Source organism: Phyllobacterium sp. P30BS-XVII, from assembly GCF_014138335.1.
In the GTDB taxonomy this organism is placed as follows: Bacteria; Pseudomonadota; Alphaproteobacteria; order Rhizobiales; family Rhizobiaceae; genus Phyllobacterium; species Phyllobacterium meliloti.
The window spans coordinates 409,551-433,119 of record NZ_JACGXO010000001.1; the positions used below are offsets into that span (position 1 = coordinate 409,551).

A 23,569-nucleotide genomic window follows, 5' to 3' on the forward strand; every position below is an offset into this window, starting at 1 on the left:
CCCCATCCGCTGTTGATCAGCTTTTTACGTCTTTTCGAACTTTCGACCCTAACACGGGATTATTTTCTTTCCAGTCAAGAATTACACGATTCACATTCCATCGCGGCTCTCGACAAGCTTACCCCTGCTCTGGCAATCTCCTGATATGACCGACCAGATCGCTCCCTTTGCCTTCCATACCACGCCGCGCATCGTCTTTGCGGCTGGCGCCAGCGGTGACGTCGCCACCCATCTGCGCATACAGCCCAAAGACCGGCTGCTTATCGTCACAGACGCAACCATCCTTGCCTTGGGACTGGCGCAACCGGCCATCGCCAGTCTGCAAGCCGCCGGAGCGGATATCACGGTGTTCGGCGAGGTGGAAGCGGACCCATCGTTAAAAACACTGTTAAGTGCCGTCGAAATGGCCCGAGAGAACAGTGTGAACCATGTGCTCGGATTTGGCGGCGGTTCGTCGCTTGACGTGGCCAAACTGGCAGCGCTGCTGGCAGGCTCCAATGAGAATCTCGATGACGCCTGGGGCGTTGGAAACGCCAAAGGCCCGCGCCTGAAACTGACGTTGATCCCAACCACGGCGGGCACGGGTTCCGAGGTCACACCCGTCTCCATTATTACCGTGGGCGGCAGTGAAAAACGCGGTGTGTCGTCACCGCTGATCCTGCCTGATGTTGCCTTGCTTGATCCAGACCTTACCTTGGGTCTTCCACCGCATGTCACCGCAGCGACCGGTATTGATGCCATGGTGCATGCCATCGAGGCTTACGCCTCAAAGAACGTCAATAATAATCCTGTCTCGCGAGCGCTTGCTGTGGAAGCACTGCGCCTGCTTGGGGCGAACATTGAAAAGGCGGTCTTTACAGGCAAGGATAAGGCCGCGCGTTCCGCCATGCTGCTCGGTTCAATGCTGGCAGGACAAGCCTTTGCCAATTCGCCGGTCGCAGCCGTCCATGCCCTCGCCTATCCCATCGGTGGTACGTTCCATGTGCCGCATGGTTTGTCCAATGCCTTGGTTTTGCCCCATGTGCTGCGTTACAACGCCGCCGAATCCACAAACGGGGCGGCGGTGCTTTATGCAGCACTGGCACCTCATGCATTTGCAGATATCAATATGAGCGGGGGAATACAGCTCATTTGCAACAGGTTTATTGATCGCTTGGCCGAACTCTCGGCAAAACTCGGGCTCCAGACCCGGTTGCGGGATGTTGGCATTGGCGAGGGCGATCTGGCCTTCATGGCTGCTGATGCCATGAAACAGGGGCGGCTTCTGGTCAACAATCCACGCGACGTGACTGAGGCCGATGCCTTGGCGATCTATAGAACGGCCTGGTAACGGAGACAGGGATGACTGCTGATACGGACCGCGTCACCAAGCTTGAAGTTCTTGTGACGGAACAGGAAAAGACCATTGAGGAGCTTTCCACCCAAATTGCCGAGCAATGGAGGGTGATCGAGGGTATGCGCCGCAAGCTTGATGCCTTGACGGACCGCTTCCTCGTTCTGGAAGAGCAAACTGCGCCGGACGTTCCGGTGACCAAACCACCCCACTGGTAGGCACAAATCCCAATGATCACTGTTGAACCTCTGGAAAATCGCCCCGAACTTGTTCCCGTGTGCGCACGCTGGAATTTCCATGAATGGGGGCAGGCCTATGGCAGAACCATGGAGCAGACGGTCGACGCCCTGATGCCCATGCTCGATCCGGATAGCCGGCAAAAGGCGTTTGTCGCGCTGGTATCGGGAATACCGTCAGGCCTTGTGCTTTTGATCGATAATGATCTGGACAGCCACGAACATCTCACGCCGTGGCTTGCCAGCCTTTACGTTGCCCCCGCCTTCCGCAACAAAGGCGTCGGAAAGCAATTGATAGCAGCCGCGGAAGCAGCTGCCAGAAGTCAGGGCCACGAAGAGCTATACCTCTATACGGACAAACCCGATTATTACCGGTCCGTTGGCTGGCAACCGCAGGAAGAGCTTGCCGGTGAAAATCAGGGGATGACGATTCTCAACCGCAATCTTTGATCAGACCCGGTGCACCTTGAATGCTTCCACAATCAGCTTCAAGCCGAGCGCACCCATGACCGCTCCAGCACCACGATCAATCCACGCCTTGAAACCGGCATAGGTAGCGCGGGCTCTGGCCGTCGAAAACATGGTGGCAACGAACATGTACCAGCCCGTTTCAATGAGGAATACCATGGGCGGCAGAGCGAGCAAAAGCCAAAGTGGCGCATTGGCTGGTAAGAGCGCTGCAAAGAGGCTGGCGTAAACAATTGCAGTTTTTGGATTGCTCAGCTGGGTCATTAACGCAAACGAGAAAGACCGGGCCACGGACATGCGCGCGCCGGTTCCCGGCAGAGCCAAGGGCTCGGAAGCGCTGTTCCAGATACGGATGGCGACGTAAACCAGATAGGCCCCGCCAGCCACTTTCAAGATCAGATAAAGCCATTCAACCTGCATCAGCAAAGCAGTCAGTCCCAGAACGGCAAGACAGCTGAAGATCGTACCGCCAATGCCCATGCCGAGCGCTGCGGCAATTCCATGCAGGCGCGGCGAGGTGATGGCGATACGCGAAACAAGAACAAAGCTCGGGCCGGGGCTCATAGCTCCCAGCAGCAGAACTCCAAGAATACTGAAGAAAACGGCTATCGCAGACATAGGGCATCCTTTTTGGGTTGGAACAGGCTGCCCAGGCGCGCGGCATCTTAAATCTGCGCTTCCCGATGGTGCCCCATCTCAATGCGCCAGTTGCGCAGGTGGGCATAATCTCACAATCCGACGGGAACACAAGCAGACGTTGGTGGCAAAAAATAAAGCCGCCGGTCTTGCAACCGGCGGCTCGTCAAATGCGTGGAGAATCAGCCCTTATATGGGCAGGCATTGTCCGTGTTGTAGTTGTGAACCTTGACCTTGCCAGAGATAATGTCGGCCTTGGCGGCCTCAACAGCTTTCTTGACATCATCGGTCAGAAGTTTGGCGTTGTTTTCATCGGCGGCATAGTCAACACCGCCTTCCTTGACGCCGAGAACATTGACGCCCGCTGTGAACTTGCCATCCGCGCCATCCTTGAAAGCATTATAGGTGGCAACATCAACACGCTTCAGCATGGAGGTCAGAACCTTGCCCGGATGCAGGCCGTTCTGGTTGGAGTCAACGCCAATACCAAGCTTGTTCAGATCAGCTGCCTTCTGCAACACACCGATACCGGTACCGCCAGCCGCAGCGAAGATCACGTCCGAACCCTGATCGATCTGAGACTTGGTAATTTCACCGCCCTTGGCAGGATCATTCCACGCAGCAGGCGTATCGCCAGTCATGTTCTGGATAACCTTGGCATCCGGATTGGTTGCCTTGACACCGCCGACATAGCCGCAGGCGAAGTTGCGGATCAATGGAACGTCCATACCGCCAACGAAGCTGACAGTGCCTGTTTTCGACGACTTGGCAGCGATGACGCCGACGAGATAAGAACCTTCATTGTCGTTGAAAACAACCGAGCGCACATTCGGCTTGTCAACGACGGCATCGATGATGACGAACTTGGTGTCGGGAAATTCTGTCGATACTTTTTCAATCGCCGCAGCGGCGGAGAAACCGGCAATGACGATGGGTGAATTGCCATCGGAAGCGAATTTGCGCAGAGCCTGCTCGCGCTGGGCTTCATTCTGGATTTCGAATTCGCGGAATTTTACACCGGATTCCTTGGTGTATTTTTCCGCGCCGTGAAATGCAGCCTCATTGAAGGATTTATCGAATTTGCCACCGAGATCGAAGATCAAGGCAGGTTTATTGTCCGCAGCATAGGCTGAAACGGACATGGCTGTGGCAGCCAGCAGACCAAGAACAATACGCTTCATTTGATACCAACCCTCTGGATTTTGTTGACGAGGACCAACATTCTGCTGGTTCCGGAATTCGTTGCGACCCATCCCATTATGGCCGCCCCGAGAGCAATCTTGCACGGCTCCGGGCAAAATTCACGCGGAATTTTGCCTCCCGGTCAAATATCAAAGAATAACTCAATCTTAACAGTAACTTAAATGGATTTTACCTGTGGAATAGGACAGGAATATCCTAACCTTCTCAACGGGCCGCAAAGCGCCCTACCCGGTTCTCTCGGCGATATCCCAGCGCATATAGAAGAAAAGCCAGAATGGCGAAAACAACGAATGTTGGAGTTTCGAGGACCCAGAGCATCAGGGGATTCCATAAAATGGGATAAAGATGAGCGTTGAAGTAAGTCTCAACGAGGGTAAGCGATGAAGCGGACAGGGATTGCCAGCTTTCGCGCAAGGATGTGGTGACCAGATGGGATGCGCCGACGGACCGGGCGGCATCGAGAACCGCCGCGATGATCGCCATGGCAAGAGCTATATAGGCGAAAAGCCTTAAAACGGGTCGGATCACATCACTCTCCAAAATCATCATTCAGCGCCGCTCCGGCAACGCAAAAATCGCATTCTAGCGCGGAACATTGCCCGATTGAATGCGGATTTGGCGATATTCTGATCCCGGAATGTGAAATTTCCCTGAAAATTCCCAACAATTTCAGAGGCAAACCCATGAAAATGCATCAAAGCGCAATTATGTTGAAATAGGTGTTGAACAAGTGCTTGTTCTGACTATAGTGCGCGCCGCACGGGGTCGTTGTTGGCTAACCATCTTCAAGTGACTCGCGCAAATTCCAAAGACTGAGTGACCGATGGTTGACGGTGCTCCTGAGCCGGTTTTTCCGGCTGAGAATGACCAACCCGACCGGCCCCATGCCGGACGATCTGCGGAGAGGTGGCCGAGTGGTTGAAGGCGCACGCCTGGAAAGTGTGTTTACGTCAAAAGCGTAACGCGGGTTCGAATCCCGCTCTCTCCGCCAGTCCTTTCAAAGTCCATTGTTTTCATTGTAAATCAAAGCGCCAGGTGCATGGCCTATACCAAATTTGGCATCATGCGGACTTCGCACACGCGCAACGGCACGGGAAAAACTCATGTTTGATCACGTTAAATTCGGAGTGAGAGACTTTGCGGCAAGCAAGGCGTTCTACCTTGAAGCACTCAAGCCGCTCGGTGTCGCTGTTATCGCTGAGGGGCCACCAGCCTATGGCGTCGAACTTAGCCCAGAGGGTAAGGCTTCATTATGCCTGTATCAATCCGAGGAGAAACCGGCGCATCTGCATCTGGCGTTTACAGCCGAGAATCGCCAGCAAGTCGATGCATTTTACCGCGCCGCTCTGGAGGCGGGTGGCAAAGACAATGGTGGCCCCGGTCTGCGCCCGCACTACCACGCCAACTATTATGCAGCCTTTGTGATTGATCCTGATGGCCATAACATCGAAGTGGTTTGCCACATGCCCGCGGCTTGATGGACCTTATTGGAAACGGTTCAACTAACGCGTACCACATCATCTTTGTCTTCGAGATTGGAACATTCCAACAGCAGCTGACGGAATTCTTTGAAAGCGGGCGTGCCGAAGCCCGGTCGGCTGGCAACCCATGTGTCGACCCGCATCAACGGTTTGATTGTGAATCGTGCAGCATCGGGCACGAGATCGAGCACGCTACGCGGCAAGATGGAGAAACACGACCCCGCCGCGGTACACGCTACCATGGCATGATAGGACCCCACTTCCTGAATCCGCAGCGCCGTCCTTTTTGAACCAAAGTCCATGGCCCACTCCTCCGCCAGCATGCGATAGGTGCAACCGGGCGCGAAAGCGGCAAGGGCACGCGGCTTGATTTCTTCCGAATGCTGGATCTCGGGATGCCCCGGCGGCAGCAACAAGACCAGTTCCTCACGAAATACCGGCACCTTATCCAAGACGTCCGGCGCGAGCCACCACTCGCCTTCAGGCACGGCGATCAGCGCGCAGTCGATTCGGTGAGCAAGGAGCGCCTCGATGAGCTGACGGGTTGGCGCTGTCGAAAGATCAATGGTGACCTGCGGCCACCGCATGTTGAACTCGGCAAGCGGCATCGGCAAACGTGTGGCGGCGGTTGACTCCATTGAACCGAGACGCAGGATACCGAGCGGTTCTCGAGGATTGACGGTTTGCTGCGCCTCCTCAGCCAGATTCAGGATGCGCTCTGCATAATCCAGATAGGCCGCGCCCTCTGTGGTAAGTTCCATGCGCTTCTTGTCTCTCTGGAATAACGGCACACCGACCTCCGCTTCCAGTTGCTGGATTCGGGTCGTGACATTTGAAGGCACGCGACCCAGCAATTCAGCTGCTCGGGTGACGCTCTGCTCCCGGGAGACTGCGCGGAAAACAGCGAGCGATGCAAGATCCATAAAATTCTCCATTGCAGAATAACTTTTACTATGTATTCTTTATATGAGAATTAAAGTCAATCATTCTCCAGATGAAGTATGTCAGACGAGGTATAAGCGCATGCTCAAAGCACTTGGCGTCCAGCTTCCTATTGTCCAGGCGCCCATGGCCGGAGTTTCCACTCCTGCTCTTGCCGCGGCAGTCTCCAATTCAGGCGGATTGGGATCACTCGGGATCGGAGCCAGCACGGTGGCGCAGGCCCGTCAGGCGATTGAAGAAACACGCGCACTGACTTCCCGGCCCTTCAATGTGAATGTTTTTTGCCACGAGCCGGCCCGCCGGGATACGGAGATTGAAAGCAATTGGCTGAACTATCTCGCACCCTTTTTCTTGGAATTCGGCATTGAGACACCGGCTACGCTTGATGAAATCTACAAGACCTTCCTCGCGGACGAAGACGCGTTTCGCATGCTGCTCCATGAACGGCCGGCAGTCGTAAGCTTTCATTTTGGCCTCCCTAGCCCCGACAAGATTTCTGCTTTTCGCAAAGCCGGTATCACGATGCTGGCGACTGCGACCAGCCTGTCCGAAGCCAAGGCGATTGAGGCAGCCGGGATCGATGGAATAGTGGCGCAGGGAATTGAAGCTGGCGGCCACCGCGGCGTTTTCGACCCGCAAGGGGTCGACGAGAGGCTGAGCACGTCGGTTCTCGTCCGAATGCTTGTCACAAGGACCAGCTTGCCGGTTATTGCGGCAGGTGGCATCATGGATGGCGCAGGCATCAGAGCATCGCTCGATCTTGGAGCGACTGCTGCACAGCTCGGAACAGCATTTATCCTATGCCCGGAATCCACAGCAAATGCCGGTTATCGGCAAAATCTCAAGAGTGACCGGGCCACGATCACACGATTGACGTCGGTTCTCTCAGGACGCCCGGCGCGCGGCATTGTCAATCGCTTCATCGAATATTGCGAGGCTGCCGGAAGCCCGATACCCGCGCCCTATCCGGTAGCATATGACCTTGCAAAGCGGCTTCATGCTGGCGCGGCGAAACATGGCAATAACGAGTTTGCCGCCCAGTGGGCTGGTCAGGGAGCGCCAATGGCGCGTGAACTGCCCGCCGCGCAGCTGATAAAGGTGCTTGCCGGTGAGTTGCAAGCTGCGGGTCATTGATTGCTTTGCCTCGATGGTCAAGTCGTCCTGTAGCCTGCATCTCCCGCATGGTCATCCACTTGTCAGATAGTTGCGATAAAAAGGCGGAAAGGCGTTGGTGCGGCTCACGGATTTCGAGATGCGCAAAGCCATGGCATCGGCAGGATTGGAGACGCGATCATGAAGTATATTCTCGCGGGGTCGAAAGTGCTGACTGGTTTCGTACTATTGTGCTCGGTGGCCTTTGCACTGAATATCCAGCCAGCGGCTCAGGCGCAAAACGCTTCCACTGCCGTGAACCAAAAAACTTTCCTAACTCTGGATGGTAAGCCACCGTTGATTGTCGGACATCGGGGCCTGCCGGGGTTGGTGCCGGAAGAGACCGAAGCGTCCTATGATCTTGCTGCGGCTCTGGGAACAGACGCCCTCGAAGAGGACTTGCATCTGACCAGGGATTGCGTGTTGGTAGCACGCCATAATCCATGGTTGAGCGACAATACCAACATTGCCGACGTGGCAAAGAGCAATGCTGATGTTGCGGCCCGCAAGCGCACGGTGCCGGGTGTCCCGGTTAAGGTGAAGTGGGCGCAGACTCCGGTCAGCGGGCCCGCAGAATATCTCACCGACCTTACCAATCCGGCGGATGCCAAATCGGTGCTGAAATCCCTGATCGTTGATGGCGAAGACCACACCAATGATTGGTCGATTACCGATTTCACCATGGCGGAACTGAAGAATTGGATTGCCGGTACGACGTTTGATGCAGCCAATGAACGGCCAAAGGTTTTCAATGGCAAATTCCCGGTCCTCAGCTTTCAGGAGATCATCGATATCGCCAAGGCAAAGGCCAAAGAAACCGGGCGCGTGATCGCTGTCTATCCGGAGACCAAGAATCCGACGTGGAACAATGCGCAGGCCATCGCCAATGGCTGCGGAGCGCCGGGCAGCCGCCCGCTTGAGGACGCTTTGATGAAAATCATCAAAGATAACGGCCTCGATTCAAGGGACGCGCCGATTCTGGTACAGAGTTTTGAGCCAAGCAGTCTGAAATATATGCATGATCACGGACTGCAGACCAGACTGGTCCAGCTTATTGATGGCGACGGCGTTGATTTCAAAACCGGCAAAGTTCTTTATGACGACATCACCAATTCCCGCCCTTTCGACTGGACAGTCTCCGGCGACCCGCGCTGGTTTGATGCCATGCTGACTCCCGAAGGCCTCGCTGAGATCAAGACCTATGCCGACGGCATCGGCCCATGGAAACCTCAGATCGTGCCTCTCAAGATCTCGCCATGGAAAGAGACCAACGCAGATGGCACACCTTTCAAGGGATCAACGCCCGAAGCCTCGACTCAAGATCCCACGAGCCTGATCGCCGATGCACATAAGGCTGGTCTGTTCGTGCATGTCTTCACCTTTCGGAACGAAAAGAAATATCTGGCCGCCGATTACCACGGCGATCCCAGCCTCGAATATCTCAAGTTCTTTCATTTGGGCGTAGATGGCGTCTTCACCGACTTCACACCCACCGGGGTGAGTGCGCGCGTCACTTACCTGCAGGAACCGGGATTGGAATGAGCCGCTTGACCAAAAATAGCATCCATTTACAAATCATGAATTTCAACCTCCGAGCCGCGTCAGCCATCGTCAAGGGTTTGACAAAGCTACATCCAATAGGAGTTCAGCCTTGCGTATATTTAATTTATTCGTCATCAGCCTCGGTCTTGGTCTGGTATCTGCGACCCACGCAGAGGCCCAGACAGTCTCCAATATTGCTGTCCTGAAAGGACTTTCGCCGCTGACCGTGCTGAGCAAATCGGCAAATGGCAAAGCAGCATTATCTTCGAACTACGCTGTAACCGGCGGAATACAGACAGGCGACATTCGTCAGGCGACTTTGCTGCCCTTTACCGAACAACAACAGCAAGCACTCAGAGATGCCTTCATCACCGATGGCAATCTGGCCCAACTGGCAGATGGGCTTGGCACCACCTTGGGCGGAGCCTATGTGGCGCGTGCGCATTATCAGGATCGTGAGCATTTCACGAATGTATCGCAGGCCGTGGCAGATCTGATCGCCTATACCAATGCGACGACAGCGCCCGACTCTAATTCGGGAAAGTATTTCTTCGCGAACACCACGACGGATGGCAAGAATCCAGTCTCGGCGGAAGCTTTGGAAATCCTGCAGAAGATTGGCGGCAGCGTTGATGTTTTCGGCACCAATTACGGCCGCCCAGCCGGTAGTCCCGGCGCGGATGCCTTTGGTGATTCCCGCCCGTTCCAGACGCAGCCACAGACTCTCACGATCATCGGTCGGGACTATCTTGGCGTACCGGCGAACAATACCGTCTATAATCGCGGACCGGTCATGAACCTGACCGACAGCCCTTCTTTCCCCAGCGGGCATACGACTTACGGCTATATGGGGTCCATTCTGCTGGCGGTGCTGGTGCCGCAGAGATATCCGCAAATGATAACGCGCGCTTCGGAATACGGTAATGACCGCATCCTCATGGGTGCGCATTATGCCATGGATGTTCTCGCAGGACGCACCCTCGCAACCTACGATTTGGCGCATCTGCTTGCCAATGACAGCGCCTATATTGGGCAAACTCTAAAGAATGCTCCCGTCATCAAGGACTATCAGGCGGCGGTCAAAACAGCACAGGCGGAGTTGACCGAGGCACTCAAGGCGGGCTGCGGTGCTGAAATCCGCTCCTGTGCGCATGACGATACGAGCCGGTTCAGTGACCCCGCCATAAACCAGTCGGCCTATGATGCCACGCAGACCTATGGCCTGCCTGTTGTCTATCCGGAGAATTTTGGTGTGAAGGAGGATGTCAACAAACTGGCGCCTGAAGCCGGCTATCTGCTGACCACGGCATTCCCCTCCCTGACGCTCGAAGAAGCCAACCAGATCCTGACGGCCACGGAAGGCCCCGGCGGTGGTTTCCTGGATAATGGCTCATCATTCGGTGTCTATTCGCGGCTCAATCTGTATGCGGCATCTTTGGCTGCAATGGAACTGTCTGAGCGCAAGAAGGTACAGTAACGGTAGAAGTTATCTTGCAGGTGTCTGCCCCTTGATGAACGCATCGCGTGATCATGGGGCAGATACATGCCAGCAGCGTGTTAGATTGTGTGGGGGACGTCTGCGGCCTGCACTATAACCGATCTGGTAGAAGTGACGATCAGGCACGCATTCATGCGGCCTTATCAGGGGCTCAAAAGGCTACTGTGTAGAAGAATAGCGCCCACTTGCCTGCCGGACGTTCTGCATATATATTGACAAGATGCTTGACCATCCGTCCCGACCGTCTTCACCACCGCACATCCCGATGGATGCGCTCAGCGAAGTCCTGCAAGACTTTCGCATGAACGGCGTCAATTATGGCCGCTGCGAGCTACGACATCCATGGAGCTTCGCCTTTCCGCAACAGCAGCTGCTGCGTTTTTACTTTGTCAGCAAGGGTCCGTGCTGGATTCATACAGAAGTGCAAGGCTGGCAGGAGCTGCACGATGGCGATCTGGTGTTGCTGCCGCAAGGCATTGCCCATCAGCTGGCCAGCGCGCCTGATGTTGTGGGCGACTCACTGGAGAGTTGCCAGGTTACCAAATTGGGAAGCAATGTCAGTGAAGTGGTGCGGGAAGGGACGGGGGCGGCAAGCACCCTTTTCTGCGGTTCCATGGCTTTGGGTGCCTGCGCACTCAATCCCTTGATCACTTTGATGCCGCCAATCATCAAAGGCTGCGACGTGGCTGGCAATGATCCGATTGTTGGCCCCTTGCTCGCGGCTATGACAGTTGAGGCTGCACACCCTCAGATGGGTAGCGCCACTATCCTATCACGCATGGCGGACCTGCTCACAGCGCGGCTCATCCGCTGCTGGGTCAATTGCACCGGAGCCTCGACCACCGGTTGGCTCGCCGCCATCCGTGACCCCCATATTGGCCGTGTTCTGGCAGCAATGCACCGGGACCCCGGCCATAACTGGACACTTGAAAACCTCGCTGGCCTTGCGGGCCAATCGCGCACGATTTTCGCCGAGCGCTTCAGCGCTGTTTTAGGCGAAGGCGCAGCACGTTATCTTGCCCGTCTGCGTATGCAGCTTGCCCGCGAGTTATTGGGCCAAAGCGGTATGTCGGTTGCCGAGGTCGCTACGCGCTTGGGCTATGAATCCGAGGCATCTTTCGCACGCGCGTTCAAGCGTATCACCAGCGTCTCGCCGGGTGTTGTGCGCCGCACAATTTCCGGACGAATGGACATGGATTTCGGATTTTAAGATACATATCATCCGAGGCGATTCGTCTATAAAGTTCTCCAAACCTTGGAGATACTTCAATGACAGACACGACATTACAGCTTGAAGACGCGGCGATAGAGCTTGACGATGCTGCGCCAGCTGCGTGGAGCGCGGCCACCTGGTTCGCGGTCCTTTCGATGGCAGCCGCCAGCTTTGCGCTGGTGTCAGCCGAATTTCTACCGGCAGGCCTGTTGACGCCAATGGCGCGCGATCTCGGCATCAGCGAGGGAACCGCCGGACAGGTCGTCACTGCTACCGCCTCGGTCGGCGCGGTGACGGCTATGCTGAGCAATGTTCTTATCGGCAAATTGAACCGCAAGACGGTACTTGTTGGTCTGAGCGCCCTGGCGATTGGTTCCAATATTCTTGCGGCGGTAGCGACCGATTTCTGGTTGTTATTGTTAGGCCGGGCCGGGCTGGGCATCGCCCTCAGCGCGTTCTGGGCTCTTTCGGTTGCCGTGGTAGCACGGCTGGTTGGCGCCAATGCCACTGGTCGGGGCATGGCTATCGTCACCCTCGGCGTTTCGCTCGCCACCATTGCCGCACCGTCAATGGGTGCATTGATCAGCGACTGGGTGGGTTGGCGCAGCGCCATGGCTATGACCGCCGGACTGGCAGCACTTGCCATGCTGCTGCAGTTTCTCAGCCTGCCAACCTTGCCCGCAACCACAAGCAACAGTCTTGCCGATGTCTTTCGGCTGACAAGGCGGCGGGGCATTCAACTCGGCATGCTTGCCATCCTTCTGCTCATGACAGGACATTTTGCTGGCTCGGTTTATGTGCGCCCCTTCCTTGAACACGTTACGCTCCTTGGAACCGGGCCGATTGCCTTGGCACTCCTCGGATTTGGTATCGCAGCTGTAATCGGCAATATCGCTGGCGGTCGTATGGCCGATGCCAATATCCATATGGCGCTCGCAGTCACTGCCGCCTTAATGGCCATTGCTGCACTCGCTTTGGTACTTTGGGGTGTTCACATTGGCGTTGCCTTCGGTTTCGTTACGCTGTGGGGCCTCGCCTTCGGCATGGCGCCTGTCGTGCTACCAACCAATTTGTCCCGCGCTGCACCTGATGCGCTGGAAGCGGCGGGCAGTCTGATGGTCACCTCTTTTCAGGTCGCCATTACCATTGGCGCGGTTGTCGGCGGCTATGTGGTGGATAATTATGGTGCGACGGCGCCCTTAACCCTTACCGCTATCCTTGCCGCATCGACAGCTGTGCTGGCACTGCTACAGCCCCGTAACTGATCTTTGCGGCAGCGCGATAGGTCCGGAATAAAGATGCGGCGAGAATTCGCCGCATCTTCAAGGTGACAGATGAGACCGTACCCAAGGCGTGAGCAGCGCTTCCTCCATCTGACAGGCATCATCGCCTACACGATGCAAGGCCCACCGACCGCTGGCGCTCATTGCGCCAATCGCCACGCGAACAAGCGCTGGCAAGTTTGGTCTTCAGGAAAACTCCAAATTTCATATATTTAACTGCTATCATAGGCGATATTTCACGTCTCGAAATTGCGCGGGATTGGAAATTTAGCTGGCATTGTCGAATTCCGCCCAGTTCGTTCGACTATGGATACAAACAGTTTTGCTATGAAAGGGTGGAAGCAATGGAATATCTGTGCCTGGTCTATTTTGACGAAAAGATGCTTGCTGATCGATCAGACCAAGAGAAGGCAAGCTTGGGGCGCGAGTCGAAGGCATATGACGAGGAACTTGCCGCAAGCGGACACCTCATTCTGGCCCATGCACTCGAGAGGCCGAGCAACGCCGTAACGGTTCGCGTGCGTAATTCAAAAATGTCGACGACTGACGGGCCTTTTGCAGAAACCAAGGAAATACTGGGCGGATTCATTCTTATTACCGCCGCTGATCTCAACGAAGCAATCCGAATAGGAGCAGGCATTCCTTTAGCGAAACTTGGCAGTGTCGAAGTTCGACCAATTATGAAGTGGTAACGCGTGTGATCCGGATGGCTGCACCAGACGGGGTCAAACTCGAGTGAATAAATGCAAGCGGTAATCAGCAGCATTTATCGTACGGAATCTCGCCGGGTTCTTGCGACGCTGATCCGGTTTGTCGGTAGCTTTGATTTGGCAGAAGAGGCTTTGCACGATGCTTTTGTTGCAGCAGCAGAACAATGGCCACGTGATGGCGTGCCCTCCAATCCACGCGCTTGGCTTGTTTCAACCGGGCGCTTCAAGGCGATCGATAAACTACGACGATGCGCAAGGTTTGATGCCTCTTTGTCAGAACTTGCCCTGCGGATTGAATTGGATGAGAGCGAATGGCCTGATGATCATCAGGAAATAGAAGATGACAGGCTACGCCTGATCTTCATCAGCTGCCATCCTGCCTTGACGCCGGACATGCAGCTGGCGCTGACGCTGCGTGAGGTGTGCGGTCTTACAACGGAAGAAATTGCGCGGGCATTTCTGACTTCAGCACCAACGGTGGCGCAGCGTATTGTGCGGGCCAAAACCAGAATACGAGAGGCAGGTATTCCTTATGAAATACCGGCAGTCGCTGATCTGCAGGACCGGACGGAGGTTGTGCTTCATGTTATCTATCTTATCTTCAACGAAGGCTATTCTTTCACTCCGGATTCCGTGTCCGAACGGCAGAATCTATGTGAAGAGGCCATTCGATTGGGGCGCTTGCTGAATTCACTGCTACCTGATCCGGAGGCGGCAGGGCTTTTGGCATTGATGCTTTTGCAAAATTCCAGACGGGATGCATATAGATCAACGGACAATGAAATCATTCTTCTCGATGAGCAGGATCGATCACTCTGGCGAGCGCAGGATATTGATGAGGGAACCGAACTGGTCAACAGAGTGATGGCCTCTGGTGTCATCGGGTTTTACACATTACAGGCGGCTATCGCAGCCGTTCACGCGAATGCACCAAGCACGACGAAAACGAACTGGAGCAGAATTATTGCTCTCTACGATCTCTTGCTGCAGGCCGATCCCTCACCTGTGATTGAACTCAACCGGGCGGCAGCCGTCGCCATGCGAGATGGGCCCGATGCCGGCTTGTCTCTGATCGAAGCTATTCTGGATCGCGGGGACCTTCGCAACTATCATCTGGCCTATGCGGCCCGGGCTGACCTGTTGCGGCGATTAGGCAAATTTGCTGAAGCCCGGACAGCCTATGAGCGGGCATTCCAGTTAACAGTAGCAAGCCCGGACCGGCGCTTCATCGAGCGAAAATTGGCGGAACTGAAAACGCAGCTTTAATTTCACCGTCCAGAACATCTCCACCTTTTCAAAATGAACCCCGCATGTCGAAAAGCGGCGCCTCCAATCGACTAGCATTATTAGTCAAAGCGCGAGGGCGCATATATGTGGAGAGTTCAATGAGCAACCCAGTTTCCGAACGCATGCAAGGCGGATGTGCATGTGGTCACATACGATATCGGTTGGAGAGAAATCCGATCGTTGTGCATTGTTGCCATTGCCATAGCTGCCAGAGAATGAGTGGCTCGGCATTCAGTATCAACGCGATGATCGAAACTGATCAAGTCACATTGATCGGTGACGGTGTACCGACAACCTCCACTGATGATCCATTGATGTATCGATGCCCGAAATGCCAGCTACCTTTATGGGGCAATCACCCCATGTTTGGGAAAGATATGGCCTTTGTGCGCGTAGGAAACCTTGATAAGGCCGATCAACTGGCACCGGAGGTGCATTATTTTACCGCCAGTAAGCATCCCTGGGTCGCCATACCGCCGCATGTGCCAGCCTTCGAACAAGGTAATGAGGGAGATTCCGTATTGGGCAAAGAAGCCCAATCACGCTTGAATACTGTTCTGGAACACAAGCAATGATCGCCGATCGTCTTATGTGTGAAATCAGTTTCCTGCGCTGCGGCCACTCCAGAACTCAGGCGTATCCCAGCGAGGTCAACAGGCTTCTCGCATGGGGTGGCACATCTTCATCGGAAAACAGTGAGCCATATGAGCGCGTATGGGCGAATGGATCTTCGGATACATAGTCGTCATTCGACACTTCATCTGCACCGAGCAGCACATAGCGGGCATGCTCGGCACTTGTCAGCCGAATGCCGCAATATCGCGCAATATAGGCTGAAACCTCGGCAGGATATCGCAACAGGTCTTCCTGTTTGACCGCGAGGTGATCAACATCCTTTTCCCATGACTTCCACGCCTCTATGGCGTTAACCCACTGCTCAAAGCCGTGATTCAGATTATCCGCCATCCCCTTTCGCAACATGCTCGCCACGACGTCGCGTCCATCCCTGTAAATGTAGATGATTTTGGCATTGGGAAAGTGCTCCTTGATTTCCTTCACATGGAACACGTAGTCGGGCCATTTATCGCCCCACTTCCAGCGTGGCTTATTGCCATAGATAGAGTGAAGTGCAGCAGGGAAACCGTGCTCGGCTTCGTTTCCCTTCAAGTTCATTTTATAATTCCAATGCTGCAGCCAGTCGTTGGTTTCAACTTCCACATGCTTGTTGTGAAGCCAATCAGACAAGGAATACTCGTGTTGCCACGCACTCCATGCAAACAAAGCCCATTCGTTTGAAATAGTGATACCGTTTTCGTTCAGTATTCGAACGAGTGCCGTTGTGCCGCTCCTTTTACAACCACAGATTATAATTGGACTGAATTTTGAATCGTCTCCCATATCACCCTGCTTCATCAACCCCGAATGAAAATATATTCTTTTATTTTATTATTTACTGTCAAGACAGATCGCGAAGCGCAAAGTAGAAAATACAAAATTCTGCGCTTACTTTGTCAGACAGAAAATATTATTTTGGAAAAAATAGGGAATGCCGACGGATTTCCGATCATTTTCATATGGAAGAACCGGCACTGGAGGGGTAGGCTCCGCCCGAGATTACCATTCATTCCGCCGTTCAGGCCCATCAAAGACATCCACTCATCATTCAATCATTTGACGTTTCGCTGTCATGGAGAACCATATGTCCACACCATCCGTTACGATTTCCGACCTTGCCGGCAAAGCCGTGCTGATCACCGGCGCGTCAACGGGCATTGGCGCGGCACTTGCCCGGGCCTTTGCTGCACAGGGCGCATCTGTTGGCCTGCACTACAACTCCAGTGTCGATGCAGCCGAACGATTGGCCGGAGATATCAGCGATTCTGGCGGCAAGGTCGTGCTCGTGAAGGGCGATGCCTCACGCTCCGGCGAGATGGCCCGCGTGGTGGAAGAAACCGCTGCCGCCTTTGGCCAACTGAATGGCCTCATCAATAATGCGGGTGGCATGGTTGCCCGGCTTGCCTATCAGGAAATGACCGATAATCACTATGACGCAGTAATGGACCTCAACGCGCGCTCGGTACTTTCGGCCTCCACAGCGGCCATACCACATCTGAAAGCGCAGGGTGGTTTCATCATCAACACCACATCCATCGCCGCGCGAAATGGGGCAGGCAATGGTGCCGGGCTCTACGGCTCCTCCAAGGCATTCGTCTCCAATGTGACCCGCGGCATGGCCAAGGAACTGATCCCGTTCGGCATTCGTGTCAATGCAGTCGCACCGGGAGTGATCGATACGCCGTTCCACGAACGTTACTCAACGCAAGCGCAACTCGATGCCATGCTGGCAACAATTCCCCAGGGCCGTTTGGGTACGGCCGAGGATTGCGTCGGCGCTTATCTTTTTCTCGCCTCAGCTGCCCTCTCCGGCTATCTGATCGGGCAGACCATCGAAGTGAATGGCGGGCAGCTTATGCCGTAAGCAGGTCGCCGCTGGTGTGATTGAGAATTGCACCACTCTGTGGAAAGGTGCCGTCCGGGAGAACCAGAGAACCAGCCGATTCGGCGTATTCGCCGACCGGCAGGTCAAGGTGAGGGAGGCGCGCATTGCTTGGTTTGCCAGCATTGATCGGCATGATCGTTGTCGGGATTTCCGTGGGCGTTTTTGCCGTGCATCTGGCTGGCGGCAGCAAACGCCCGGCACTTGCGGATGAGCAGCAAGCCCAATCCATCTTTCTTCTCGATTATCCTGAAAGCCAGATCGAAACGATTATTTACACTCAAAGCCGCCGCACGGCTTTTCTTGAGCTTCCCGCCCATCGCACCGGCATTGTTCACGGCATGGGCAACAAGTTTCTGACGCGGAATATTTCTCTCGATGATGTGCATTCCGCTGAACCCGCAGGGGTTCTTGACCTGAAACTGCGGCTTCATGACATGACATGGCCCCGCCAGACATTTTCCTTTGCCAACGAAACGGATAGAAATACTGTTCGGCGCTGGCTTTCCGCGGGAGGAATTACCAATGAACCCACCCATGTTCTTTGACGTCACAAAGCTGGCGGTTCCGTTCTACATCATCGCCATTCTGATTGAGCTGATGGCTATCCGCTACTGGCAGCGCAAAGGTGATTTTGAAACCCGTGATACATTGACCAGTCTTTTGATGGGAACGGGAAATGTTGCCGCCGGTCTGCTGCTAGGCTTTGTGTCGCTAACGGCGCTGATGTGGGTCTGGCAGTTCCGCTTCTTCGATCTGGGATTGCATTGGTGGGTTTTTATTGTTGCCTTTGTCTTCGATGATTTGCGTTATTACTGCTACCACCGCATCGCGCACCGGGTGCGCTGGGTCTGGGCTGAACACGTCAACCACCACTCCAGTCAGCACTATAATTTGTCCACTGCCCTGCGCCAATCATGGACGGGCCAGATTACCGGCATGTTCATTCTTCAGGTGCCGATGGTCCTGCTCGGCTTCCATCCGGCTGTTATCGCTTTTGTCTATGGTTTCAACCTTGTCTACCAGTTCTGGATTCACACGGAAGCGATTGGCAAGATGTGGCGGCCATTCGAATTCATCTTCAACACGCCGTCGCATCACCGGGTGCATCACGCAACCAATCCCCGTTATCTTGATGCCAATTATGCCGGCACGCTGATCATCTGGGACCGCATGTTCGGGACATTCGTGGCAGAGTTGGATGAGGATGTCCCGCGTTATGGCATCGTCAAGAATATTGGTACGTTCAATCCCATACGTGTGGCTTTTCATGAATGGGTGGGCATGTTGAAAGATACATTCTCGCCGGGCCTGACACTGCGCCAGCGCCTGCTTTATCTGGTGGCGCCGCCGGGTTGGAGCCATGACGGCAGCCGGAAAACTTCGGCAGACCTCAAAGCCGATTATGTCAGGCTTCATCCGGATGAAGCGGGCAAAGCCGGATTGCCCAAGGCGTAATAGTGTCCTGAAATTTAGTGGGGTCATCATGACAGACGGAGCAGGGTCCAATATCCGCTCGGCATACAATGTGCTCTTTGCCATAGCCGCGATCGCGGCCATAGCCAGCGCATTGCTGGGTGAGAATGCGCGTTGGCTGCATTACATCAGCAAACCCCTTGCAACGGCATTGCTTCTGTTCATCGTTGTGCAAACCGTCACACCGGTTTCAAAGCGCTATCAATGGGCGGTCGCAGTTGGTCTCGTCTTTTCGCTGTGCGGTGACATTTTTCTGATGCTGCCGCAGGATATGTTCGTCGCCGGGCTGATCTGTTTCCTGATCACCCATTGCGCCTATATTATTGCGCTTACCAGCAATGTCCGCCTCGCTGCGGTACCAGCCACCTTTGTAGCCTGCACCCTGTTGGCCCTCGCAATTGTCTGGGACCTATGGTCAAGCCTGCCTGCAGAACTCACGCTGCCCGTAACCGTCTATGCTCTGGTTCTGGCGCTGATGGGCGCGCAGGCCATCAGCCGGGCACAGCACCTCGCAACACATTCTGCAAAACTGGCCGCAATTGGCGGCGTGCTTTTTCTTGCCAGTGATACGCTGCTTGCCTATGGGAAATTCCGCTTCACCATACCGTTTGGCCCATTCTGGGTGCTCGGAACCTATTATGCCGCCCAATGGTTTATTGCCCGATCCGTGGCAAAGTCTGAATAGCAAGCCGCGACCATTTCACCCTCTGGCGCATTAGGCGTTTGCGGGGTGGAGAATTGCGGATAGATTTCCTGACTCACCGGGAGCTGTGACAGGTCTGATCAATATGCGGAATACGATAGCCTCATTCTTTCTTATCGCCGTCTTGCCGGTCACTGCCGCATTTGCCGATGAGCTTAAGCCGATGGATCTGAATTCCGTCGATCCTGATCTGCTTGAAAGCTTTTTTGGCCCATGGCAAATCCGTGATGAGGGTGGGGACAGGGTGTGCAAGGTGACACTGAAGCGGGAAGAGACGATCGGTGGCTCACAGATTGATATCGATCCCGAATGCGTCAAGGCCTTTCCCGTCATGGGGGACATTACCGCCTGGCGCTTGAAAGAAAACTGGACCATTGAGCTTGTGGATGGGCTTCGCCATACGCGCGTGACCTTCGAAACGCCTGACGACAACTACGTCGCAGAACCACAAACCGATGGCATATACACCATCGAACAACTTGCGGGCGATTGACGGGTACCGGCTTCAGATTTCGGGACCGGGTGCCGCCTGCATCATCCGCACAGCGTTGATCTTCCAGCTACCATCGGGCTGTTTTGTCAGTTGATACAGGGCAGTCCAGTCCTTTCCATCAGGACCACTGATCACCACTTCCTGCATGATCTCGCTGTCCGATACTTTATTGCGGCCAAAGGCAAAATTGCCCGGTCGGTAAACTGGCTGATAGGCTCGCTTCACCATATCGAAGAACACATCCTTATTGATAAATTTGCCCTGAATACCAGGGGACGCAAAGGAATAGGCGGTCGTTGCATCATCGCTCAGAAATGCGGTGATCTGCTTTTTGATGATCGATTGTCCTGTGTCGAGCGGTTCATCGGCCGCCGCTGGAGTGGCAACCAGCACCAGACTGACAATCACAGCAATTGGAAATGCCCTCACCATGCCGTCTCCTTTACCCAGTGGGACAACCGGCCAACAGGATAAACCTCTTGCCGGTGAAGTCCATCACCGGATTTTCTCCTGCAGATACGGGCGTGCGGTCTCATTGGATCACTTTACTGCGAGGCCGCCCGGGAATTGCGACTCGTTGCCACTTCGGAGCGGTTGAGCGATTGCTATTGAACGGGTCTGATGAAACAGTGAGGACAGTTCGATACTTGCAGGTGACACGGCAATTTCCCCTGCCGCGGAAATATGTTCCCATGAATACAGCTGATAAACATGATGGCACGGACGGTACATCCATGACCGATGCTCCCGTCATCGCAGCGGTAGCGGAGATTGAATCCCGCTATTGGCGTCAGAACCTTGTTGTCTGCCTTCTCGGTTCCTTCACCACGATTGTGGCCATGACGCTGCTTCTGCCCTTCCTGCCGCTTTATGTCGAACAGCTGGGCGTGAAGGACCATGCGGCAATCGTGCAATGGTCGGGTGTTGCCTATGGCGCGACCTTTTTCACTGCCGCACTGGTCGCGCCGCTCTGGGGCCGCCTTGCCGATCTCTATGGCCGCAAGCTGATGCTCATCCGTGCCAGTCTCGGGATGGCTGTCGCCATGTCATTGATCGGCATGGCAACCGATGTCTGGCAGCTGGTGGCCTTGCGCCTTGTTGCGGGGCTGCTCGGCGGCTATGCCTCCGGTTCCACCGTACTGGTGGCAACCCAAACGCCAAAAGCCCGCACCGGCTGGGCACTCGGCACACTTTCATCGGGAATCATGGCGGGCAATCTCGTCGGTCCGCTGATCGGCGGCGGCTTGCCACCCCTCATCGGTATCCGCCAGACGTTCTGGCTGGCTGGGGGCGTGATCTTTCTCACCTTTATTGCCACAAGCCTGTTCATCAAGGAAGAAAAGCGACCGCCGAAAAACAAAACTGCGAAGGCGAGCGGCGGATGGTCAGCCATTCCAGACAAGCGCCCGATCATTGCCATGCTGGCGACGGGCATGCTGCTGATGCTCGCCAATATGTCGATTGAACCTATTATCACAGTCTATGTGGCACAGTTGGTCAACGACGTGAGCAAAGTTACCATTGTCTCCGGCATTGTCATGTCGGCAGCGGCGCTAGGCAGTATCCTTTCCGCATCAAGGCTCGGCAAACTCGCTGATCGCATTGGCCATTGGAACGTAATTATCGCCGCTTTGGCCATATCATCGCTGCTGCTGATACCGCAGGCATTTGTCACACAGGGCTGGCAGTTGATCGGGTTGCGATTCCTGATGGGGCTGGCACTTGGCGGGCTCTTGCCCTGCATAACCAGCGTCATCCGGCACAATGTTCCCGATCGTATCGCGGGCGGCATTCTTGGCTATTCGACATCATCGCAATATGCCGGACAGGTGGTGGGGCCATTGGCGGGCGGGTTCATTGGCGGTCATTTCGGCATGCGCGCCGTGTTTCTGGCAACCTGCGTGCTTATGGCCTGCGGCGCAGCCTATTGCTGGCTGGTGCGGCCACAGCGGTCTCAATGACCCCAGATTTTAAGAGTTGCCAGCTTTCGCAGCCGCCGCAGCTAGCGCTTCGCCGTCCATACGATAGAAAAGCTTGTCGGGTATGGGCGAAGCATTAAAGCCGTCATAAAAGGCCAGAACTTTCGGATTGTTGCGATCGGCTGTCCAGTCGACGCGCTTGTATCCACGCTCAAGTGCCAGCTTGGCGAGTGCCTGCATCAGGCTGGTTCCCGCTCCGCTGCTGCGATAAGCCTTTGAAACAAAAAGCTCCTTGAGAAACAGGCCAGACTGCAGGCCGGGTCCGGGATAGACGGAGGAAAACGCTGCAAACCCAATCAGTTCATCGGTGCCTGCGACGAGAATTTCCGTCCCGTCAGGCATGTCACGCAATCCCCGCAATATCTCCTCGCGAGGTGGGCAAGGTACCTCGTAATGCGCCTGCATCTCTTCAAAGAGAGCCGCAAGTTGCAGATAATCCGACGGATTGGACAAACTGACCTTGATCAATCCCACATTCCTTTCCATGCAAAGGCGGCTCTGATGCGCACCAGAACCGCCTCCCTTCGTCTCTCCAGCCTTACGCTTTATTCGCCTGCATTGATGGTCACTGGCGTCAGCTTATTGGCCTTCAGACCGTATTTTTCCAAAAGCGCATCATAGGTACCATTCGCCTGCAGTTTTTCAAGCGCCACTTTGACCGCATCACGCAGTTGAGTCTCGCTTTTCAGGACAGGAATACCAGCCAGAGACTGGCTGAATGCCTCGCCCAGCGTAACGTAAGTGTCAGGTTCAAGTTTCTGGTTGTAGGGCAAGGTTTCATTGCCTTGCGCCGCTGCCTGCAGACGTTGGCTTTTGATCTGCGTGCGGGCATCAGCCGATCCCTCTGTACCCATGACGGTGATCGCCGGTTTGCCCTTGGCGACGCAGTTGGTCTCGCTCCAGGCGGTGATCTGCGCTGGCCAGTCCGTTGATCGGCTGGCGCCTACTGACTTGCCGCAGAGATCTTCGACGGACTTGATTTCACCGGCCATGGATTTGGACGTGTAAAACTGCGCGCCGGATTTCATGTAATCGACAAAATCAGCGGTTTCCTGACGGGCCTTCTTGTCGCTCATACCGGCCATGGCAAGATCAACACGACCTGTTTGCAGGGACGGAAGCATCTGGGCAAAGGCAATTTCCTGCCACTCAACCTTCACGCCGAGTTCCTTGCCGATGGCTTCGCCAAGCTCAATGTCAAAACCCTGCAATTCATTGGTGGCTGGGTCCTTATAGGTAATCGGCGGATAGTTTGGCATGGTCGCAATAACCAGTTTACCAGCGTCCTTGATGCGGGCTGGAAGTTCCTGCGCGGTGGCGGAAAAGCTGAAAGCAAGCGCGCCGCCGAGAATTGCAAGCCGGGTTATGGTTTTCATTGTCTGGTTCCTCATATCTGTTCCCCTTTGGCCGTTTCTCCCGGCCTGTTCATCTGATCTT

General features: G+C 54.9%; 26 protein-coding genes, 1 tRNA gene and 1 riboswitch. Of the genes, 19 read left to right on the plus strand and 8 right to left on the minus strand.

The features are described from left to right. Window positions 1-157 precede the first annotated feature (157 nt). From FHW17_RS02005 to FHW17_RS02015, 3 genes are read left to right on the plus strand one after another with little or no spacing between them, the layout of a single operon-like run. Window positions 158-1,330: an iron-containing alcohol dehydrogenase gene (locus FHW17_RS02005; RefSeq protein ID WP_182509399.1), complete on the plus strand. Its 1,173-nt coding sequence runs from the start codon at window positions 158-160 to the stop codon at window positions 1,328-1,330. 11 nt (window positions 1,331-1,341) lie between these two features. After that, entirely contained in the window at window positions 1,342-1,551 is a 210-nt protein-coding gene (locus FHW17_RS02010) for a SlyX family protein (protein WP_112522579.1), read from the plus strand. Between the two features lie 12 nt (window positions 1,552-1,563). Continuing rightward, entirely contained in the window at window positions 1,564-2,019 is a 456-nt protein-coding gene (locus tag FHW17_RS02015; RefSeq protein ID WP_182509112.1) for a GNAT family N-acetyltransferase, read from the plus strand. Here FHW17_RS02015 and FHW17_RS02020 read toward each other — a convergent pair whose 3' ends face one another. The 3 genes from FHW17_RS02020 to FHW17_RS02030 all read right to left on the minus strand — a co-directional run bounded on the left by FHW17_RS02020 (window position 2,020) and on the right by FHW17_RS02030 (window position 4,404). Next, a complete protein-coding gene (locus tag FHW17_RS02020) occupies window positions 2,020-2,655 on the minus strand; it encodes a LysE family translocator (protein ID WP_182509113.1) in 636 nt (211 codons plus the stop codon). A 22-nt stretch (window positions 2,656-2,677) separates the two neighbouring features. Continuing rightward, window positions 2,678-2,759, minus strand: a riboswitch (ZMP/ZTP riboswitch). A 96-nt stretch (window positions 2,760-2,855) separates the two neighbouring features. After that, window positions 2,856-3,854 (minus strand): BMP family ABC transporter substrate-binding protein, encoded by a 999-nt coding sequence (locus tag FHW17_RS02025; protein WP_112523069.1) that lies wholly within the window; start codon window positions 3,852-3,854, stop codon window positions 2,856-2,858. 226 nt (window positions 3,855-4,080) lie between these two features. Next, on the minus strand, window positions 4,081-4,404 hold the full coding sequence (locus FHW17_RS02030) for a hypothetical protein (protein ID WP_091879017.1): 324 nt from the start codon (window positions 4,402-4,404) through the stop codon (window positions 4,081-4,083). A 372-nt stretch (window positions 4,405-4,776) separates the two neighbouring features. Here FHW17_RS02030 and FHW17_RS02035 point away from each other — a divergent pair. Further along, window positions 4,777-4,867: transfer RNA gene (locus tag FHW17_RS02035), tRNA-Ser, on the plus strand. A gap of 112 nt (window positions 4,868-4,979) precedes the next feature. Continuing rightward, window positions 4,980-5,354, plus strand: a complete 375-nt coding sequence (locus tag FHW17_RS02040; protein WP_112522582.1) for a VOC family protein — start codon at window positions 4,980-4,982, stop codon at window positions 5,352-5,354. A gap of 20 nt (window positions 5,355-5,374) precedes the next feature. On the opposite strand, the gene FHW17_RS02045 is transcribed toward FHW17_RS02040, so the two are convergent. Beyond that, window positions 5,375-6,280: a LysR substrate-binding domain-containing protein gene (locus tag FHW17_RS02045; RefSeq protein WP_112522583.1), complete on the minus strand. Its 906-nt coding sequence runs from the start codon at window positions 6,278-6,280 to the stop codon at window positions 5,375-5,377. Between the two features lie 100 nt (window positions 6,281-6,380). Between FHW17_RS02045 and FHW17_RS02050 the strand changes: the two genes are divergently transcribed. The 8 genes from FHW17_RS02050 (at window position 6,381) to FHW17_RS02085 (ending at window position 15,559) form a co-directional block, all read left to right on the plus strand. Further along, window positions 6,381-7,433: a nitronate monooxygenase gene (locus FHW17_RS02050; protein ID WP_182509114.1), complete on the plus strand. Its 1,053-nt coding sequence runs from the start codon at window positions 6,381-6,383 to the stop codon at window positions 7,431-7,433. Window positions 7,434-7,592: 159 nt separating this feature from the next. After that, on the plus strand, window positions 7,593-8,993 hold the full coding sequence (locus tag FHW17_RS02055; protein ID WP_182509115.1) for a glycerophosphodiester phosphodiesterase family protein: 1,401 nt from the start codon (window positions 7,593-7,595) through the stop codon (window positions 8,991-8,993). 109 nt (window positions 8,994-9,102) lie between these two features. After that, the gene (locus tag FHW17_RS02060; RefSeq protein WP_210275780.1) at window positions 9,103-10,470 is read left to right on the plus strand and encodes a phosphatase PAP2 family protein; all 1,368 of its coding nucleotides are present in this window, start codon (window positions 9,103-9,105) and stop codon (window positions 10,468-10,470) included. Between the two features lie 241 nt (window positions 10,471-10,711). Further along, complete coding sequence (locus FHW17_RS02065) at window positions 10,712-11,701, plus strand: AraC family transcriptional regulator (RefSeq protein WP_182509116.1); 990 nt, start codon at window positions 10,712-10,714, stop codon at window positions 11,699-11,701. A 59-nt stretch (window positions 11,702-11,760) separates the two neighbouring features. Further along, window positions 11,761-12,969: an MFS transporter gene (locus FHW17_RS02070; protein ID WP_113095195.1), complete on the plus strand. Its 1,209-nt coding sequence runs from the start codon at window positions 11,761-11,763 to the stop codon at window positions 12,967-12,969. Between the two features lie 362 nt (window positions 12,970-13,331). After that, window positions 13,332-13,679: a YciI family protein gene (locus FHW17_RS02075; RefSeq protein WP_182509400.1), complete on the plus strand. Its 348-nt coding sequence runs from the start codon at window positions 13,332-13,334 to the stop codon at window positions 13,677-13,679. Window positions 13,680-13,730: 51 nt separating this feature from the next. Then, window positions 13,731-14,963 carry an RNA polymerase sigma factor gene (locus FHW17_RS02080; RefSeq protein WP_182509117.1) on the plus strand — a complete coding sequence of 411 codons (1,233 nt, stop codon included), beginning with the start codon at window positions 13,731-13,733 and terminating at the stop codon, window positions 14,961-14,963. A 119-nt stretch (window positions 14,964-15,082) separates the two neighbouring features. Further along, a complete protein-coding gene (locus tag FHW17_RS02085) occupies window positions 15,083-15,559 on the plus strand; it encodes a GFA family protein (protein WP_182509118.1) in 477 nt (158 codons plus the stop codon). A gap of 55 nt (window positions 15,560-15,614) precedes the next feature. On the opposite strand, the gene FHW17_RS02090 is transcribed toward FHW17_RS02085, so the two are convergent. Then, window positions 15,615-16,382: a sulfotransferase gene (locus FHW17_RS02090; RefSeq protein ID WP_162700265.1), complete on the minus strand. Its 768-nt coding sequence runs from the start codon at window positions 16,380-16,382 to the stop codon at window positions 15,615-15,617. A gap of 301 nt (window positions 16,383-16,683) precedes the next feature. Here FHW17_RS02090 and FHW17_RS02095 point away from each other — a divergent pair, with 301 nt between their 5' ends. From FHW17_RS02095 to FHW17_RS02115, 5 genes are all read left to right on the plus strand, one after another. After that, entirely contained in the window at window positions 16,684-17,463 is a 780-nt protein-coding gene (locus tag FHW17_RS02095; RefSeq protein WP_112522592.1) for an SDR family oxidoreductase, read from the plus strand. 125 nt (window positions 17,464-17,588) lie between these two features. Continuing rightward, a complete protein-coding gene (locus tag FHW17_RS02100; RefSeq protein ID WP_182509119.1) occupies window positions 17,589-18,029 on the plus strand; it encodes a hypothetical protein in 441 nt (146 codons plus the stop codon). Beyond that, window positions 18,007-18,939, plus strand: coding sequence for a sterol desaturase family protein (locus FHW17_RS02105; protein ID WP_182509120.1), 933 nt, complete (start codon window positions 18,007-18,009; stop codon window positions 18,937-18,939). The genes FHW17_RS02100 and FHW17_RS02105 overlap by 23 nt, the downstream gene beginning before the upstream one ends. A 28-nt stretch (window positions 18,940-18,967) precedes the next feature. Beyond that, window positions 18,968-19,642 carry a lysoplasmalogenase gene (locus FHW17_RS02110; protein ID WP_182509121.1) on the plus strand — a complete coding sequence of 225 codons (675 nt, stop codon included), beginning with the start codon at window positions 18,968-18,970 and terminating at the stop codon, window positions 19,640-19,642. Window positions 19,643-19,745: 103 nt separating this feature from the next. Continuing rightward, window positions 19,746-20,153, plus strand: a complete 408-nt coding sequence (locus FHW17_RS02115) for an AprI/Inh family metalloprotease inhibitor (protein ID WP_162700266.1) — start codon at window positions 19,746-19,748, stop codon at window positions 20,151-20,153. Window positions 20,154-20,165: 12 nt separating this feature from the next. On the opposite strand, the gene FHW17_RS02120 is transcribed toward FHW17_RS02115, so the two are convergent. Continuing rightward, complete coding sequence (locus FHW17_RS02120) at window positions 20,166-20,585, minus strand: DUF4864 domain-containing protein (RefSeq protein WP_182509122.1); 420 nt, start codon at window positions 20,583-20,585, stop codon at window positions 20,166-20,168. A 302-nt stretch (window positions 20,586-20,887) separates the two neighbouring features. Between FHW17_RS02120 and FHW17_RS02125 the strand changes: the two genes are divergently transcribed. Next, on the plus strand, window positions 20,888-22,114 hold the full coding sequence (locus FHW17_RS02125; RefSeq protein WP_227988214.1) for a multidrug efflux MFS transporter: 1,227 nt from the start codon (window positions 20,888-20,890) through the stop codon (window positions 22,112-22,114). Between the two features lie 9 nt (window positions 22,115-22,123). Here the strand turns inward: FHW17_RS02125 and FHW17_RS02130 are convergent, their stop codons facing one another. Continuing rightward, entirely contained in the window at window positions 22,124-22,618 is a 495-nt protein-coding gene (locus FHW17_RS02130; RefSeq protein ID WP_112522599.1) for a GNAT family N-acetyltransferase, read from the minus strand. Between the two features lie 59 nt (window positions 22,619-22,677). Further along, window positions 22,678-23,508: an ABC transporter substrate-binding protein gene (locus tag FHW17_RS02135; RefSeq protein ID WP_112522600.1), complete on the minus strand. Its 831-nt coding sequence runs from the start codon at window positions 23,506-23,508 to the stop codon at window positions 22,678-22,680. Window positions 23,509-23,569: the final 61 nt, after the last annotated feature.

Coding starts and splice junctions, on each gene's coding strand:
- FHW17_RS02010 (WP_112522579.1), top strand. CDS start 1,342: ATGACTGCTGATACGGACCGCGTCACCAAGCTTGAAGTTCTTGTGACG.
- FHW17_RS02015 (WP_182509112.1), top strand. CDS start 1,564: ATGATCACTGTTGAACCTCTGGAAAATCGCCCCGAACTTGTTCCCGTG.
- FHW17_RS02020 (WP_182509113.1), bottom strand. CDS start 2,655: ATGTCTGCGATAGCCGTTTTCTTCAGTATTCTTGGAGTTCTGCTGCTG.
- FHW17_RS02025 (WP_112523069.1), bottom strand. CDS start 3,854: ATGAAGCGTATTGTTCTTGGTCTGCTGGCTGCCACAGCCATGTCCGTT.
- FHW17_RS02040 (WP_112522582.1), top strand. CDS start 4,980: ATGTTTGATCACGTTAAATTCGGAGTGAGAGACTTTGCGGCAAGCAAG.
- FHW17_RS02045 (WP_112522583.1), bottom strand. CDS start 6,280: ATGGATCTTGCATCGCTCGCTGTTTTCCGCGCAGTCTCCCGGGAGCAG.
- FHW17_RS02050 (WP_182509114.1), top strand. CDS start 6,381: ATGCTCAAAGCACTTGGCGTCCAGCTTCCTATTGTCCAGGCGCCCATG.
- FHW17_RS02055 (WP_182509115.1), top strand. CDS start 7,593: ATGAAGTATATTCTCGCGGGGTCGAAAGTGCTGACTGGTTTCGTACTA.
- FHW17_RS02065 (WP_182509116.1), top strand. CDS start 10,712: ATGCTTGACCATCCGTCCCGACCGTCTTCACCACCGCACATCCCGATG.
- FHW17_RS02070 (WP_113095195.1), top strand. CDS start 11,761: ATGACAGACACGACATTACAGCTTGAAGACGCGGCGATAGAGCTTGAC.
- FHW17_RS02075 (WP_182509400.1), top strand. CDS start 13,332: ATGGAATATCTGTGCCTGGTCTATTTTGACGAAAAGATGCTTGCTGAT.
- FHW17_RS02080 (WP_182509117.1), top strand. CDS start 13,731: ATGCAAGCGGTAATCAGCAGCATTTATCGTACGGAATCTCGCCGGGTT.
- FHW17_RS02085 (WP_182509118.1), top strand. CDS start 15,083: ATGAGCAACCCAGTTTCCGAACGCATGCAAGGCGGATGTGCATGTGGT.
- FHW17_RS02090 (WP_162700265.1), bottom strand. CDS start 16,382: ATGGGAGACGATTCAAAATTCAGTCCAATTATAATCTGTGGTTGTAAA.
- FHW17_RS02095 (WP_112522592.1), top strand. CDS start 16,684: ATGTCCACACCATCCGTTACGATTTCCGACCTTGCCGGCAAAGCCGTG.
- FHW17_RS02105 (WP_182509120.1), top strand. CDS start 18,007: ATGAACCCACCCATGTTCTTTGACGTCACAAAGCTGGCGGTTCCGTTC.
- FHW17_RS02110 (WP_182509121.1), top strand. CDS start 18,968: ATGACAGACGGAGCAGGGTCCAATATCCGCTCGGCATACAATGTGCTC.
- FHW17_RS02115 (WP_162700266.1), top strand. CDS start 19,746: ATGCGGAATACGATAGCCTCATTCTTTCTTATCGCCGTCTTGCCGGTC.
- FHW17_RS02120 (WP_182509122.1), bottom strand. CDS start 20,585: ATGGTGAGGGCATTTCCAATTGCTGTGATTGTCAGTCTGGTGCTGGTT.
- FHW17_RS02125 (WP_227988214.1), top strand. CDS start 20,888: ATGACCGATGCTCCCGTCATCGCAGCGGTAGCGGAGATTGAATCCCGC.
- FHW17_RS02130 (WP_112522599.1), bottom strand. CDS start 22,618: ATGGAAAGGAATGTGGGATTGATCAAGGTCAGTTTGTCCAATCCGTCG.
- FHW17_RS02135 (WP_112522600.1), bottom strand. CDS start 23,508: ATGAAAACCATAACCCGGCTTGCAATTCTCGGCGGCGCGCTTGCTTTC.